The organism is Criblamydia sequanensis CRIB-18 (assembly GCF_000750955.1).
GTDB lineage: Bacteria > Chlamydiota > Chlamydiia > Chlamydiales > Criblamydiaceae > Criblamydia > Criblamydia sequanensis.
Map to the genome: position 1 here is coordinate 106,014 of NZ_CCEJ010000010.1, position 14,615 is coordinate 120,628.

Here is a 14,615-nt window from a genome sequence, read left to right on the forward strand (position 1 = left end):
GTTCTTATATCTTTATATGGACCGGGTTAGCTATGTAGTAGGCCGGTTTTCTCGTAAACGATTTCGTTTCTGTTGCAATTAACCCTCCAAAGGTCCACTTCAACTCCACCCCGATAATCTTTAACTTTTTCCTTGCCCATGTACAGCAATTATCTGCACCATCGCTAAAAAATGAATCCGAACCAAAGATAGAAAATTTAGTGTTCTTAGCGTCTCTCTCTTTTGCTATGTCAGCAAGCATTTTTTGGACAAGATTTGCCGGCTTAACCCAAATTTCTGTTCGCTCATCGTATTTTAAATCTTGAGGATGAACTAAGGGGTGAGATTTTATATTATTTTCACTAATCAGATGGGAGATGTAGACAAACGGTTGCCCTTTTTTTGTCTTTCTTAAGCTGCCATCGCTTATGCCTTCCGTAACAAGCTCTGTGTGCTGACCTGAAAAACCTTGATAGCAAATTAAAGTGACTGCCCAGCGAAATTTACTCACTCGGACAGAGGGGTCAAAATAACTTGGATACGTCATAGGCTCAACCAAGATAAAAAAAGGAGAAATTTTTTTAACAATTTCTTCTACTTTACTTGAAAGATGATCGCTATTCGCCAATAATTTTTTTTCGGATCTGCCGCCCTCTTGATCTATAAACTCATATCGTTTTTTTCTTTGGGCAACACATTTATAAGATTGGTATGTAAATCCGGGATTTTTTAAATCTTCTTCTGAAACTTTGCCCTCAAAACAATTATTTACAGCATACACAGCAAAAAGACCCTTTGTCTCCTTCCACCGAAGGACCTGTTTGGGAATGGTTTTATTTCCCTCCTTTACGGAATAAACAACGAGCTCTTCTGTTGTTATGGGGTTTTGGTATTTTAATAATTTTCTTGTAATGGCTTTTATTCGAGCCTCATAAACATCGACATGCCCAGGGCTTTGCTTTGTCGAAAGCTTATTTCTTTTTTTTGCATCCTCATCGACTTTCTCAATTCTTTTATTGAGATCATATTCTGAGGGTTCTATTTCCTGAGATTCTTGCTCGGCTCCCAAAGGCCCGGAAACCCTAATTATCTTCTTTATTAAAAAATCTTCTGAGAAACTTTCTAAGGTTTGATTAGTAGTAGTTTCTTTCAAGGTTTCAAATAAGTCCCAAGTCTCCTTGTGGCAATCTGAGGAAACAAAAGTGGCTGAAAAATTTTGCCAGCAAGTGGTTTTTGTGTTCTTATCGAACACTTGCCAAATAGGCCCTTTTTTGTCTTTTAGAAGAGTTAAGGTAAAAGACCCCAAATCCACTCTCGCTACCGGCTCGCAAAATCCTATCGTTTCATGATCAAGAAAGTACACTTCTTGACGAGAGACAATCTCAATTACTTTGTCTATGGGTAATTGTTTAGGGAAAGGAAGCTCTCCTCTGATAGAGGGCCCTTCCGAAGGCACAATTTCATGAAAAAGTTGATCTGCCTTTCTTACCAATTTAACTTCAATTTCATTGACTTTCCATCTATGAAGACAAATTTCCTGTTCCGGAAAAGGAACGCTTCCAAGCAATGGGTTTAAAATTAATCCTTCCATTTAACAACATTTCCTGTCGGCTGGTAGGTTATCCTTTGAAGCGCTCCGGCTGCATTGTGAACATGCACAGCTCTCATTTCAGGAAGCCCAACACGCGCAGCTTGCTTAAGTGTTTTGGAGCATTCTTCAGTTGTGCTAATCATCGATTGGCAGGTGCTTTTTGAAGACCAAAAAGAGCCTTTGGAAGTTTGTTTAGAGGGATATAAGGAGACATCAACTGAAGAGCCAAGAGAATTAGAATTGTTGCTGAAGCAATTTTTTACTTTTTTTCCAACTTCCTCCATCGCTTTGTCAGTGTTCTTTGCTATTTGATCAAAATTATCATCAAAGGCGTTAGTTTCAAAAAAGAAATAGGAAGGTTTTCCATCAGCGGCAGTCGTCATAGTGAGTCCCCTTTAAGAGTTAATAAAATGAAAATCTCAAAAGGGAACTACATTAAAGAAAATTTAATATTTATCACATTAAAATATTATTTTTTTAGAATTAAATATATTGATTTTTTTAAAACTAGAATTTTCTAGCGCCATTAAAAGATTGAGTGTTTCTTAGATCTTCACCCTGATCAAATTCCCCATATTAGGAAGCCCTCCTAAATTGATAAGCTTCCGATCTCTCACGGCAAATAAGCTCAACCATTGAATTTAAAATTAATTATTGATTTCTTTTTCTTACCGGGACAAGGTATCATTTTTTTTGGTCGTTTTTCTTGAAGTTCTAGCTTGAAAAGTAAGCTGCAGGGGCGATGCGGGATTTTAAAACCACTCCGGGATAATTTCTCAAGGATTTTCCCTCATCCTTTCAATCTAAAAAACATAAAATTTACATGCTAAAAAGAGAGGTGAAAGAATTATAGGGAGTCTGCTATAGTTCTCAGTACTTCTTTTCAAAAAAGAAGATTTTTTTGCAATTTATTTTATAATAAGGCTGACCTATGACAAATTATACTTTGATTGAAAAACCGGAAATGATCCTCGTCGGCATCGAATGCCGAACTTCAAATAATCCGGAAGCCGGACCAAAAGATATACCTCTTCTCTGGCAAAAGTTTTATCAAGATAATATCGTCAGCAAAATCCCAAATAAGTCATCCACAGAAATTATTGCTTTATACTGCGATTATGAAACGGATGCTACCGGCGAATACACAGTCATTATTGGATGCCCTGTCACCTCCGTTGAAAAGCTATCAAAAAAATTGGTTTCTAAAATTATTCCGGCTTCCAAATACGCTCATTTTTCAGCTATTGGCGAGTTTCCTGAAAGTTTGATTTCTACTTGGAATCAAATATGGCAAACCAAGCTTCCAAGAACCTATACGGGTGATTTTGAAGTTTATGGTGAAAAAGCTCCAAATGAGGTTGATCTTTTCATCGCTGTCCAATAAAATATAAAAATTATTTTTCACTTGAGAGCAGCAAATATGAACTTTAAAAAGATTATTTTATCTCTTATCTTAATCTCTCAATTTTCACTATTTGCTGACGAATCTTATTGGATTTGGATTTAGTGAGAGCTTATGTTCCATAATTCAGAAATGCAAAGGCGCTGGGCCATAGCTTTCCTTGCGCCTCATCTCCAAAAGCTCTCAGGCAATGAAAAAATTCTAGACATCGGTTGCGGGGATGGTAAGATCACAGCCGATGTTTCCCGATTTGTAAAAGAGGGTGAAGTTCTCGGTATCGACCCCTCTTTGGCAATGATCGAATGGGGAAAAAAACAATTCTCATCTCAAGAGTACCCGAATCTTAAATTTCAACTGGGGGGCTTTTTATCCCCGAGCTTAGGTTCTTCTTTCGATCTTATTTATTCCACGGCGGCTTTACAGCACTGCACCGATCAACTGTCAGCTTTTAAAAATTTAGCCTCCCTTTTAAAACCTGAAGGCAAGCTTCTTGTGATGATCCCGGCTTTTAATAACGCTTATCTTAAAAAAGCCATTATCAATGTAGAAAAAGACTCAAGATGGTCTCCTTATTTTAAAGATCATAAACCCCGTAAATTTTTCTCCATAGAAGAAGCTAAAAAGTACATTTTAACAACAGGTTTTACTCCCATAAGAATAGAAAATATCGAAACGATAGACCCTTTTGTCGATCGACAAGAGCTTCTTAGTTTTTTTATGGGAACTTTCCCGGCTTTAGTTCCTAAAGAATGCGCTCTAGATTTTTACAATGAATGGATAGATGAATACTTTCGATTGCTTCCTGAAGCCTTTCATGACGGGATTATTGAAGCTCGCTTTGGAAGAATTGAGATTGAAGCTATAAAACTATGACAAACTTTGTAGAAGTAATTAAGGCAAATCATGAATGGCCTTCCCTTTTTGAAATGGAAGCTCTTCATCTAAAGAAGGCCTTAAATTGCTTAGAGATTCATCATATCGGTTCAACTGCCATTCCAAACTTAGCTGCAAAACCGATTCTTGATATGATCCCGGTTGTGGATAGCCTCTTGGAGGTAGATTTAAAGGCCTCTGAAATGGAAAGGCTTGGTTACAAAGTTATGGGTGAGCATGGCATTGCTTTTCGTAGATTCTTTCAAAAAAAAGGCCTTAAGGCAAGCTATAACATCCATGTGTATGAAAAGGGACATCCCGAGATTGATCGTCATCTTAAATTTCGGGATTGGATGCGGGAGAATGAGAACGATCGAAAAGCCTATGAAGAGCTTAAAATAAGCTTAGCCCAAAAATACCCGAATGATCTTCTAAAATATTGCTTAGGCAAAGATGATTTTGTGTTAGAAATTGATAAGAAGACAGGCTATAGCGGATGGAAAATAGTCAAAGCCCTAACCCACAGGGAATGGGCCTCTTTAAATGCTTTTCGAAGCTCTTTTTATAAATCGGACCCGGATCCTTTTTTATGGACCTTTATCCACCGGGACCACATTCACTTTATATTTTATAAAGACCTAGAGATTATTGGCTACGCCCACCTTCATCTGTTAAGTGATAATAAAGCTATTCTTCGCTTGCTAACCATAGCTGAGAGATTCCAAAATCGTGGACATGGCTCCTTTTTTTTAAAACAATGCGAGAAGTGGCTTGCCATGCAACATTTTAACACTTTACATCTTTTTGCAAGTCCCCTTGCCTTGCCCTTCTTCTCAAAAGCAGGTTATGAACCCATGTCTTTTGTTGACCCTGAGGCTTACGAAAATATAGATTTAAGTCTCGGAAAAATTCTCTCAAAACCTGAATAAACCAATCCTATTTTAGCTTTCACTTGTATATTAGTTAATTGTCACCTAAACTACTTCAAACTAATTTTTTTTGGAGATAAAAAATGATTATTCCTTTTAGCGCCTCTACTTTAGGTTTCGGGCCTTTTACAGAACCTTCCTCTGAAAGCATTCAGCCCGCTCATTTGCAAGGATTGTTCCAAATTATTAAGCCTCCCTCTCCGCAACTACAATGCGGCGCTAAAAAGCTTTTCGAGCTTGCGCAGCCTTTTTTCTGGAATGAGGAAAGAAAGGGCGTAATACAAAACCTTAATGGAAAAATTCAATTAAATGTTTATAGCTTAGAGAACTCTTTTCAAATCGTTAGAGCTGCAAAAGCAAAAGTTGCTAAATGCGAAAAGCACTTACAAAGGCTTAGCCAAAACGTTGCTAGCTGCGGCAAAGGAAAATCCGGGCGTGCAAAGAAAGCCAGTCTTAAAATGCAAATCGATGTACATGTAAAAAGCCTAGAGGGCTATAACGCAAATTTAACTTACGTTGCAAAGAAAGAATCCGATAATAGAGCCCTTATCAAGTCTGAAATCGGAATTCTTGAGAAGGAAATTGCAAGAGTTGATTCAATGGAGCCTCCGAAATCTCAGGCGCCTGATTTCCTTTTTGGTCCTGAGTACAATTGGAACGGCCGAAAGGTACGTCTAGAGACACAAAAACGCGACTTGCTTTTCTAAACATTAGCTTCTTTTAGAATAAAAGCCTCCTTTACTTCTAGTAAAAGAGGTTTTTTTTATTCAAATACCGTGAAATTAAAAGGAAATGCCATATTTGATATACATGAGAGGTAGACACATTGAATGAGGATGTTTGCCTACCAGCATAGATGGAATAGCTACATGCATTTCGATAAAATGCCTACGGTCTCCCGATCTTTCAAGCTGTTTACCAAAAACGAAATCAGGGGATAATGTCCCTAAACCTTTTTTATCATTAGTGAAAATACAGCTGCCCATCAAGCCGAGGCCAAGGTAAGCCGAATTTTTTTGTAAAGGGCTAAGGTAGTAATGACCGACAAGATGACCGCTTATTTGATGTGCGTATCCGATAGTTGAAAAGCTTAAACCTGTATCCCAGCCAAGTTGCGAATAACGCGATCTATAGCCGATACCCACGTTAGGAATAACAATAATGGGACCAACACCAAAAGAAGCATAGCGATAAGCATCTTGCACCTCAAATTCAAAATTTGGAAAACGTTCTTCAAGACAAGGTTCAGGGCTGCAGATGGATGAGTCGCAGTAAGAAGGCTTTATAATACAAAGATTAATAATAAAGATTAGAAATGCAATTTTACTTTTCATTATATTATCCTATTATTAGCATTAAGCGACCTCCATTTTATGTTTACAATTTCATTAAATCAATATTAATAAATTATTAACAGTTACATTTTACTTTAATTTTTAATTAATAAATCAAGAAGATTCTAATTCTTTTTTCAATGCAATTACAACCTCTCTCATTTCTTCTTTCGGAAGAGGTTTTTTTATTACCGCACCAACCATACTTATAATAAATTCAAGCGAGGAACTCGCTCCTTTCTCTCTTGGTATATAATGAAAATGAACATGAGGGACGCTTTGGCCGGCTTCATAGCCATTTTTCTGCAATAATACATAGGAAGCCGTGTGGTAATTACTTTTAACGGCCTTATCCACTTTTTTTATCAAAGCTCCTATACGGCTAATTTCCGTTTCTGTTAACTCTCCAAACTGTTCGGCATGCCTTTTTGGGATAATAAGAACATGCCCTTTATAGATTGGTTTATGAGTGAGCAAGCCAATCACTAAATCGTCTTCATAAAACTTTTGGCCTTCCAGGACTTTTTCCGAGCAAAAGGGGCAATCCCTAAGGTTTAACGGTTTTAAAGAAAAAAGATTCCAGATGAAAAAGCTTAGTAGGATTAAAGAAACAGCAAAACAAAATTTAATTTTACGCATGATAAAAATGATTTTTAGTTAGATAAATTTTATATCATTTTTTAATAGAGAACAAGCCTTCATCCGAGAGATAAGGTTTTGGAAGGAGCTATAGTTACTGTCTCATTTAAACAGTAACTATAATTTTTCCGAATTGTTGATTGGATTCCAAATAGCGATGCGCTTCTACAATATCATCTAGCGCAAAAGTTTTGGCTATAATGGGTTTTAATAAACCTTTTGACAAGGCGTCTGAAATAAATTTTTTAGCTTCCTCTCTTCTTTTATCATGGCTTAAGACTTCAAAAAGGGTATAACCTCTCATAGTAAGTCCTTTTTGCAGCGATTCAAATAATGGAAATGGGGTGGGATCCTGGCTTAAAGCCCCATACTCGATAATAATGCCTTCTCTTGACATCCCTTTTGCAAGCGCAAGCACAGCTTTTCCGCCAACCGGGTCAAAAGCAATTCTAGCGCCCATGTTTTTTGTAATTTGATTTAATCGTTCCGTAAGATTTTCCTCATCCGTAACGATCACTTCTATAGCGCCCGCTTCAAGAAGCGCTTTTTTCTTCTTTGCAGTTCTTGTAGCTGCAATAGGAAGTGCCCCAACCAAGTTTGTTAATTGAATGGCAGCAAGTCCAACGCTGCTTGAAGCCGCTGGAATCACCACATAATCTCCTCTTTTTATTTTCGCTATTTCAAAAAGAGCTCCATAAGCAGTTAAATACTGCATCCAGCTGGCAGCGGCTTCTGCATAACTTAAATTGGAGGGGTGTTTAACCACAGAAATCGTCGGCACAAGGGCAAGATCCCCATACACCCCATACTTTTCCATCGAGCTTGGCGGCATGACACTTACAATGTCTCCTACTGCAAACTCTTTAACATCAGGACCTACAGCGTCAACAATTCCGGCAGCTTCGTAGCCAAGCTTAGAAGGCACATTCGGTTGAACAAGGTACTCGCCTTTACGGTACAGAGCTTCAGCGCGATTAAGTCCTATCGCTTTGACTTTCATGCGCAGCTCCCCCTTCCCCGGCTTATCCACTTCGATATTATCGATTTGCAGTACTTCCGGGCCTCCCATTTTATGAAAACGAACTACCTTTGCCATGAAACACCTCTTTTGTAACTTTAATTGGAATATGCGTAAAAGTTCCATTTTGAGAAAGAGATTCTTATTATTTTTAATAAGTCAAAAACTAAAGGAATTAATAATTAATTATTTTGAAATAAGCTCCCCTATCTTTTTTTAAAAAAATATTTATAACTCAAAAGAAATGTGTTACACACTCAATTTAGCCATGTTCAAAAAATAAAGGTATTTCGATGAAAGGCCACTTTCTTAAGAGCGTCCTAAGTTTCGGGTTAACCGCTTGCTTTTTTACCAATCCCTTAATTTCCCAAGAAAGCGAAGCTCCTCGTGGGAACAGCAATCTTGAGACAGCTTCTTCATCAAAAAAGAGCAAAAAGCCCAACATCGTTTTCATAATGACAGATGATGTAGGTTGGGGCGATCTTGGCTGCTATGGGGGCGGTGAGACAAGAGGTTGTAAAACGCCTCACTTGGACCGGATGGCTAAAGAGGGCTTACGCTTTACTAACTATTATGGACAAGCTAGCTGTACAGCGGGAAGAGCTTCTTTTATTACAGGTAGGATCCCCATAAGAACAGCCCTTTCGACCGTTCTAGCCCCGGGTGATTTAAATGGGCTTGAAAAAGAAGATCCTACTGTGGCTGAAGCTTTAAAAAAAATGGGCTATCAAACGGCTCAATGGGGCAAATGGCATCTAGGCGATCAACCTAAAAATTTTCCGACAGAACATGGCTTTGATGAAATGAAGTACATGCTCCCCTACTATGCCGGGGTTTATGCTTATGATTATTTGCCTCTACAGCCTGATTTTCCAATCCACGATGAAGAATTCATGGCTACCTGGAATAAAGTGGATTTAAGTCAATGGCAAGGAAGAGCCGGAGAGGCTCCCGTTAGAATGAAAAAGAAATTTACTTATGAAGATCTTGCCACAGTAGATGACATTATAAGAGAAGATGTCGTTAATTATATTCATAGCCATGCGAAAGATGAAAAGCCTTTTTTTCTCTATGTTTGTTTTATGAAAGTGCATAATCCCAATAATCCGTCTCCCAGATTTAAAGGCAAATCAATGGGCGGTGGGAACTATCTCGACTCCCTTATGGAGCTAGACGATAATTCGGGACAGGTTCTGCAAGCCATTAGGGATGCCGGGATAAGCGAAGATACTTTAGTTGTTTGGACAACCGATAATGGCGCCTGGATCGATGCTTGGCCGGATGCCGGTTATACCCCATTTAGAGGCATGAAAGGAACAAGCTTTGAAGGCGGCTTTAGATGCCCTGCCATTGTTTGGTGGCCGGGACATATTGAAGCCGGAGGGGTTGCCCATCAAATGATGTCGCATATGGACTGGTGGCCTACCTTCGTTAAATTAGCAGGGGGCACACCGCCGACACGGATCACTAAAGACAATTCAGGAAACGATATTGTTTTCGATGGCATAGAAAACAGCGATTATATTTTAGGCAAATCAGAAAAATCTAATCGTAACTCTTTTATTTATATCAATGACCTTTCCTTTGGCGGGCTTCGTATTAATAATTTTAAAGCTTTGTATACAGCCAAAGACACCTGGCTTGGACCAAACTTAAACCTTGCTTTCCCGTCCATCTATAATCTTTGGTGGGATCCCGGCGAATCCTATGATGTCACGTTTAATGGAGCCGCTCCAACAAGAGGCGACTTAAGGACTTCTCCCGGTAGGTTTGCAGGAGCAGACCATGGGTGGGTTGGTGTTTTAATTGAACCTGTTCTCAATAGATATTTTTCTGAAATTGTTAAATACCCGAACAGGCCAACCTTACCTGTCGCAGGCTCCGCCAATCAGCTTATTGATGCCGCCAATAACCCGACCGAGCTAAAAAGACTTTTTCTTCTGTTAGAACCCTCATCGCAAATCAAAAAATAATTATTAGGAGCACTTATAAAAGTGCTCCTTTTCTTTATCATTTCCATACATTCATTTAATAAGTTAATAATATTTCATTATTAATATGCTTGTTTATTTTTAAAAAAACTTTGGATTTTTATGTTTAGTGTTGGTTTTACAAAAGTAGAGCGTTGGCTTGATAAGGATCACCCTTGTTTTCCTGAATCTTTCGAAAGGCTTGCTGAGGGAGCTTCACTTTGTTTTGCTAAGCCTGCAAAAAACTATCCTGTCTTCAATTTAAGAAAGGCGCTTTCGGAAATTGAACCAAGTGAAGAACAACTTCTTTCCCAAATAACAAATGACTTAGCCACCTTTATGCCGCCCAATAAAAAATTGATAAAAAAATATTATGAGGGCGTCAAGTATTTCCCAAGAGAATTAAAAGATCGTTTAAATGAAGCCATTAATACAGCCTTTCTTCAAAAATTTGTTAAAAATCCAAGAGTTTACAATGAAAACGCGACAGAGAAACTAGTTCTCGATCATTTAGGCTATTCCTTGGATGAGTATAACGAGCGAGTCAAGTTAAGGGATGAAATTCGAAAACTTTCAATAAAAAAGCTCTTTTCAGATAAGCTTTCAACCTCTCCAAAACGCTTTCAAGGCAAATTTAGATATGCGGTACGAATTTTAAGGCTTAATCTAGCAGGGGTTGATAAAATTCATTCAGAATATGTAAGAGCGATTGTCCATCAAGTTCATCGATATAGGGAGCTCTTTGATGATGCGGCCGCAAATTATCCTTTGAAAGGCCTAAAAGGTTCTTCACCTATAGCAAAAAAAATAAGTACAAGCTTTAAAAAAGGAAAAATTCGAGCTTTACGAACCTTTGAAGTCGAAAATTTTCTAAAAATCAATCGGAAAAAAATTCATGAGCTTATGAAAGATAAAGACCTTTCCGCCTTTAAAGAAGAGATTTCTAATTTATGTCTCTCAAGCTTCAATGACCCAAGACTTAAGATTTCCAGGCATGAAACTATGGAAGTTCTTGAAGAAACTCTTCCGGAAATTGACTGGTTTAATAAGTATCAACACTTAATTACGATTGAATTTTGCCAAGGCTTTTTAGAGTCTTCGGAAGTCTCTGATGGTATGTGTTATGCTCTAACCTTAAGATTTGTCATCAACGCTCTTAAAAATCCGAATAGGGAAGACAAAGACTATGAAGCGGATATAGTGTTTCCGAACGACCGATTCCGTCAAAATGCTCACCACCTATTAAAAGGGTTCATTACTGATGAAAGCCCCCCTCCTCAAATCCCGAAAAAAATCTTAAAAGATTACAAAGAAGTTTATCACCCTCCTATTTCGAATACGGATGTTGAAAGTCTCAATTATTTAAACGGTGCCTACCTGCTTTTAATAAAAAGACATGCTCTTGGTCTTCAGATAGACAAAACTAATAGGAAATTTAGCTTCTATGACGCAAATTTAGGGATAGTAAGACTCAATGTAAACGATAGCTTTAGCGAAGAAGCAGCTTCCAAAAATCTACTCAATATTCTGCAAGAATATATTTTAGCCTTTGAAAAGAGAACTAAGCTAGTTTGTCCGATCGAATATAAAAACCAATCGAATTAATACTCGAAAAGAGTGGCCATATATTTTTTAGCAAGAGTAGAGGTCGGGTGTTCGATCACTTGATTTGCCGAACCCGATTCTAATATTTTGCCATCCGCTAAAAACAAAAGGGTGTCCGCAATTTTTTTTGCAAAATGAAGATGGTGGGTGGCTAGAATTAAATCTTGACCCTCTTTCTTAAGTTCTAACACAAGCTCTAGAACTTCCGCTGTCATAAGGGGATCTAGTTGAGAAGTCGGTTCATCAAGTAAGAGCATTTTAGGGCGCGGGGCTAAAGCTCGAATCAGGGCAATTCTTTGAACTTGGCCGCCTGATAGCTCGTAAGGCTTTTTGTACGCATGTTTTTCCATTTGAAAACGGTTTAAGAGTTCAAGAGCTCTTTTTTCCGCTTCTTCATTTGAAAAACCATGAACTCTATAAAGAGGCAGCACAATATTTTCTAAAGCAGTTAAATGAGGAAATAAGTTCCAGGATTGAAAAACAATCCCGAGCTTTCTTCTATAAGCCAAAAGCTCTTTTCTTTTGTAAACAATCGGGACATCATCAATCAAAATTTGGCCGCTATCAGGGTATTGAAGGCCTGAAATTAAACGAAGAAGCGTGGATTTACCGCTCCCGGATGGCCCGATAAGAACAAGGGTTTTACATTCCGGGATCAAAAGATTGAGAGGCCCTATGGCTTTTTGCGACCCAAAGAATTTTCTAAGCTGATTCAATTCAAGTTTCATATTGGAACTTTTTCTCTAAACGCTTGCTCCATAGGGAGATTGGCAAAGTTAAAATTAAATAGGCGAGTCCTAAGGGCAGAAAGATTTCAAGCGTGCTATAAGTCGCGCTATTAATTTGCTCCGCACTATGAGTGAGTTCATTAATTCCGATAACAGAAAGAAGGGAGGAGTCTTTGATAATAGATGCAAATTGGCCGGTAAGAGGCGGGATAACTTGTCTGATGGCTTGAGGGATAATAACAAAGCGGTAAGTTTGAAAAGGCGATAGACCGATGGCCATCGCGGATTCTTTTTGAGTTTTGCTAACCGCCTCAAGACCGCCCCTTATCATTTCTGCTATGTAAGCCCCATGGAAGATCGATAGGATGAAGACGCCTGCAATAAACCTATTTTCCAAACCTATTTGATGGGCAACGACATAGTAAAAAAATAAAATTTGAACAAGAAGCGGGGTCCCTCGAATAATTTCGATATAGGTTTGAGCCATCCCGACAAAAAAAGGCATCTTCGATCTGACAGCCAAGGCTGTTAAAAAACCTAATAAAAGACTTAACACCAGTCCGCCAAAAGAAATGGCTATTGTGATGAACCACCCCTTAATAAAAAGCTTTCTATAATTCCAAACGCTCTCCCACCCTTCGCTATTCCCAATGAAGGCAAAAAGTGCAAAAAGGATTAGAAGCGCAAAAAAAATTTGTAAAAGTGTTTTAAAAAGAGCCATAAATTAAAATATAAAGGGTATTTTTAATTTTTGAAAAGCTGCTTTTTGTTCTCTGAGATAACTATCTGCCAATCGATCAAACCCCCCGTCGCTTGTAAAATCTTTAATGAACTGATTTACTTTATTTAAAAGAGCCTCATTTCCTTTTTTAATTCCTATAGCCCAGCTCTCTTCATAAAATGGCTTTAAATTAGCTCTTAAAGTCATTGGATTTTTTTGCCAGTTAGTATAAACAGAAAGTTGATCGTAGATAAAAGCGTCCGCTTTTCCTTGAATGACCTCGAGAACACAAAGGGACTCCTTATCTAAAACTCGAATCGTGGCTTGGTTTAAATTCTTGAGGGCATATAACTCTCCCGTTGTGGCGGATTTAACTACCAAGACTTTTCCTTTAACATTCGCATCTTCTATATTTTCTACTGTGGATTTAGCATTGATAAGAAGAGAAAGGCCTGTTTTAGCGTACGGGATTGAAAAATCAATCGCTTTCTCTCTTTCTTTGTTAACAGTTAGAGAAGAAAGGATAAGATCAATCTTACCGGATTTTAAGGCTGGGATTAAGCCGACAAATGAAATATTTTCAATTTGAACCGGTCTATTCAAATACTCTCCAAGCTTTTTCGCAAGCGCGACACTTACCCCGCACGGCTCACCGTCTTGGCAAATCATCTCAAAAGGCGGATACGATAGCTCCATCCCAACTTTTAGGATTTCTTGTGATCCTGCGCGGCTAATAAACAAGAGAAATACGATAAGAAAAAACTTCATATATTCCTTAAAAATAAGGGCTTTAAATTATACTTTCGAGCAAACCATTAATTTAGCAACGAGTCCAAATTCGGTAAATAAAACTTGTATATAAAATAAACCCTCTATATCAAATAAAATTTTATTTAAATCGACTCCTATTCCGGATTTAAGCACTTGCACACCGGGCCTTGTGGTTTATGATGTGTCGTCCTTCTTTACCAATACCGTTGGCGCAACCCCTCTTGTGTTCTCGGCAACAGGTCTGCCGGCTGGATTTACAATTGATCCGGTTACCGGCATCATTTCGGGTAACAACCCAAATGATACGTTGACCTATGGGGTAACGGTTACTGCGACCAATAACTGCGGAGATACAAGTCAAAGCTTTGACATGACTTTCCCATGTCCTGCTCCGACTTCAACCCCGATACCTAATTTGAATGTTCCACTATTACAGGGAGACCCTTATAATTATAATGTGGCTCCTTACTTTACGAGTCCTTGCGGTCAGACGATCACTTTTTCGGCAGTGGGGCTTCCACCGGGATCCAGCATTAACCCGGCCACAGGCCTCATTAGTGGGACTGCGAACTTAAGTCAAACTTGGAATGTAACTGTGACAGCAACCACCATTTGCGGTCAAACAAGCCAAAGCTTCACAATGGACTTTAGTAGCAACTAATTAAATTAAAGGCCTTTTGTTTTCGAAGATGAAAACAAAAGGCCTTTTTCTCTTAAATAAAATGCCTTTCTATCGAGATGTTCGCCAAAGTTTTTTGCTAAGCGCGACACTTATCAGAGACTGCTCACTATTTCAGCCAATCATTCAAAAGCGGATAGAATAGCCTCATTCCACCTTTTAAGATTTCTTTGTGAATCAAAAAAGAAATACGATAAACGAGCAAATCCTTAATTTAGCAACGCGTCCAAATTTGGTAAATAAGACTTGGATATAAAATAAATTTTCTATATCAAATAAAATTTTGTAAAACGAAAATCATTATTTTAACCCCTGATTGGATATGATCTCACTTGTCTTAAGAACCCTTCTCTTATTTGCTTTTATTGGCTCGTTA

Annotated in this window: 15 protein-coding genes; 7 read left to right on the forward strand and 8 right to left on the reverse strand. The window is 38.2% G+C overall.

Annotated elements, in window-relative coordinates; genetic code table 11:
* Positions 1-4: 4 nt before the first annotated feature.
* Both CSEC_RS10715 and CSEC_RS10720 read right to left on the reverse strand, forming a co-directional pair.
* Positions 5-1,570 carry a hypothetical protein gene (locus tag CSEC_RS10715; protein ID WP_041018467.1) on the reverse strand — a complete coding sequence of 522 codons (1,566 nt, stop codon included), beginning with the start codon at positions 1,568-1,570 and terminating at the stop codon, positions 5-7.
* A complete protein-coding gene (locus tag CSEC_RS10720) occupies positions 1,558-1,953 on the reverse strand; it encodes a hypothetical protein (RefSeq protein ID WP_041018468.1) in 396 nt (131 codons plus the stop codon). Before CSEC_RS10720 ends, CSEC_RS10715 begins: the two co-directional genes overlap by 13 nt.
* Before the next feature lie 548 nt (positions 1,954-2,501).
* Here CSEC_RS10720 and CSEC_RS10725 point away from each other — a divergent pair.
* The 4 genes from CSEC_RS10725 (at position 2,502) to CSEC_RS10740 (ending at position 5,481) form a co-directional block, all read left to right on the forward strand.
* Positions 2,502-2,954, forward strand: a complete 453-nt coding sequence (locus CSEC_RS10725) for a GyrI-like domain-containing protein (protein ID WP_053332012.1) — start codon at positions 2,502-2,504, stop codon at positions 2,952-2,954.
* A 132-nt stretch (positions 2,955-3,086) separates the two neighbouring features.
* The gene (locus CSEC_RS10730) at positions 3,087-3,845 is read left to right on the forward strand and encodes a class I SAM-dependent methyltransferase (RefSeq protein WP_041018469.1); all 759 of its coding nucleotides are present in this window, start codon (positions 3,087-3,089) and stop codon (positions 3,843-3,845) included.
* The gene (locus tag CSEC_RS10735; protein ID WP_041018470.1) at positions 3,842-4,774 is read left to right on the forward strand and encodes a GNAT family N-acetyltransferase; all 933 of its coding nucleotides are present in this window, start codon (positions 3,842-3,844) and stop codon (positions 4,772-4,774) included. The genes CSEC_RS10730 and CSEC_RS10735 overlap by 4 nt, the downstream gene beginning before the upstream one ends.
* 83 nt (positions 4,775-4,857) lie before the next feature.
* Positions 4,858-5,481 (forward strand): hypothetical protein, encoded by a 624-nt coding sequence (locus CSEC_RS10740; protein ID WP_041018471.1) that lies wholly within the window; start codon positions 4,858-4,860, stop codon positions 5,479-5,481.
* Between the two features lie 75 nt (positions 5,482-5,556).
* Here CSEC_RS10740 and CSEC_RS10745 read toward each other — a convergent pair whose 3' ends face one another.
* From CSEC_RS10745 to CSEC_RS10755, 3 genes are all read right to left on the reverse strand, one after another.
* On the reverse strand, positions 5,557-6,108 hold the full coding sequence (locus CSEC_RS10745) for a hypothetical protein (RefSeq protein ID WP_041018472.1): 552 nt from the start codon (positions 6,106-6,108) through the stop codon (positions 5,557-5,559).
* Between the two features lie 114 nt (positions 6,109-6,222).
* Complete coding sequence (locus CSEC_RS10750) at positions 6,223-6,747, reverse strand: HIT family protein (protein ID WP_041018473.1); 525 nt, start codon at positions 6,745-6,747, stop codon at positions 6,223-6,225.
* A 106-nt stretch (positions 6,748-6,853) separates the two neighbouring features.
* Entirely contained in the window at positions 6,854-7,843 is a 990-nt protein-coding gene (locus tag CSEC_RS10755) for a zinc-dependent alcohol dehydrogenase family protein (protein WP_041018474.1), read from the reverse strand.
* Between the two features lie 215 nt (positions 7,844-8,058).
* Between CSEC_RS10755 and CSEC_RS10760 the strand changes: the two genes are divergently transcribed.
* Both CSEC_RS10760 and CSEC_RS10765 read left to right on the forward strand, forming a co-directional pair.
* Complete coding sequence (locus CSEC_RS10760; RefSeq protein WP_053332013.1) at positions 8,059-9,738, forward strand: arylsulfatase; 1,680 nt, start codon at positions 8,059-8,061, stop codon at positions 9,736-9,738.
* A gap of 120 nt (positions 9,739-9,858) precedes the next feature.
* Positions 9,859-11,340 (forward strand): hypothetical protein, encoded by a 1,482-nt coding sequence (locus CSEC_RS10765; RefSeq protein ID WP_041018475.1) that lies wholly within the window; start codon positions 9,859-9,861, stop codon positions 11,338-11,340.
* Here the strand turns inward: CSEC_RS10765 and CSEC_RS10770 are convergent.
* The 3 genes from CSEC_RS10770 to CSEC_RS10780 are packed head-to-tail and all read right to left on the reverse strand — an operon-like array spanning position 11,337 to position 13,557.
* The gene (locus tag CSEC_RS10770) at positions 11,337-12,068 is read right to left on the reverse strand and encodes an amino acid ABC transporter ATP-binding protein (protein WP_041018476.1); all 732 of its coding nucleotides are present in this window, start codon (positions 12,066-12,068) and stop codon (positions 11,337-11,339) included. The two genes, CSEC_RS10765 and CSEC_RS10770, sit on opposite strands and share 4 nt — an antisense overlap.
* Positions 12,058-12,789, reverse strand: coding sequence for an amino acid ABC transporter permease (locus CSEC_RS10775; RefSeq protein WP_053332014.1), 732 nt, complete (start codon positions 12,787-12,789; stop codon positions 12,058-12,060). The genes CSEC_RS10770 and CSEC_RS10775 overlap by 11 nt, the downstream gene beginning before the upstream one ends.
* Positions 12,790-12,792: 3 nt before the next feature.
* Positions 12,793-13,557 carry a transporter substrate-binding domain-containing protein gene (locus tag CSEC_RS10780; protein ID WP_041018477.1) on the reverse strand — a complete coding sequence of 255 codons (765 nt, stop codon included), beginning with the start codon at positions 13,555-13,557 and terminating at the stop codon, positions 12,793-12,795.
* 184 nt (positions 13,558-13,741) lie between these two features.
* Between CSEC_RS10780 and CSEC_RS13060 the strand changes: the two genes are divergently transcribed.
* Positions 13,742-14,221, forward strand: coding sequence for a putative Ig domain-containing protein (locus CSEC_RS13060; protein WP_161780989.1), 480 nt, complete (start codon positions 13,742-13,744; stop codon positions 14,219-14,221).
* The last annotated feature ends 394 nt before the right edge of the window (positions 14,222-14,615 follow it).

What these genes read in the sequence shown, in the direction of transcription:
- CSEC_RS10715 (WP_041018467.1), bottom strand. Translation starts at nt 1,570, where the DNA reads ATGGAAGGATTAATTTTAAACCCATTGCTTGGAAGCGTTCCTTTTCCG.
- CSEC_RS10720 (WP_041018468.1), bottom strand. Translation starts at nt 1,953, where the DNA reads ATGACGACTGCCGCTGATGGAAAACCTTCCTATTTCTTTTTTGAAACT.
- CSEC_RS10725 (WP_053332012.1), top strand. Translation starts at nt 2,502, where the DNA reads ATGACAAATTATACTTTGATTGAAAAACCGGAAATGATCCTCGTCGGC.
- CSEC_RS10730 (WP_041018469.1), top strand. Translation starts at nt 3,087, where the DNA reads ATGTTCCATAATTCAGAAATGCAAAGGCGCTGGGCCATAGCTTTCCTT.
- CSEC_RS10735 (WP_041018470.1), top strand. Translation starts at nt 3,842, where the DNA reads ATGACAAACTTTGTAGAAGTAATTAAGGCAAATCATGAATGGCCTTCC.
- CSEC_RS10740 (WP_041018471.1), top strand. Translation starts at nt 4,858, where the DNA reads ATGATTATTCCTTTTAGCGCCTCTACTTTAGGTTTCGGGCCTTTTACA.
- CSEC_RS10745 (WP_041018472.1), bottom strand. Translation starts at nt 6,108, where the DNA reads ATGAAAAGTAAAATTGCATTTCTAATCTTTATTATTAATCTTTGTATT.
- CSEC_RS10750 (WP_041018473.1), bottom strand. Translation starts at nt 6,747, where the DNA reads ATGCGTAAAATTAAATTTTGTTTTGCTGTTTCTTTAATCCTACTAAGC.
- CSEC_RS10755 (WP_041018474.1), bottom strand. Translation starts at nt 7,843, where the DNA reads ATGGCAAAGGTAGTTCGTTTTCATAAAATGGGAGGCCCGGAAGTACTG.
- CSEC_RS10760 (WP_053332013.1), top strand. Translation starts at nt 8,059, where the DNA reads ATGAAAGGCCACTTTCTTAAGAGCGTCCTAAGTTTCGGGTTAACCGCT.
- CSEC_RS10765 (WP_041018475.1), top strand. Translation starts at nt 9,859, where the DNA reads ATGTTTAGTGTTGGTTTTACAAAAGTAGAGCGTTGGCTTGATAAGGAT.
- CSEC_RS10770 (WP_041018476.1), bottom strand. Translation starts at nt 12,068, where the DNA reads ATGAAACTTGAATTGAATCAGCTTAGAAAATTCTTTGGGTCGCAAAAA.
- CSEC_RS10775 (WP_053332014.1), bottom strand. Translation starts at nt 12,789, where the DNA reads ATGGCTCTTTTTAAAACACTTTTACAAATTTTTTTTGCGCTTCTAATC.
- CSEC_RS10780 (WP_041018477.1), bottom strand. Translation starts at nt 13,557, where the DNA reads ATGAAGTTTTTTCTTATCGTATTTCTCTTGTTTATTAGCCGCGCAGGA.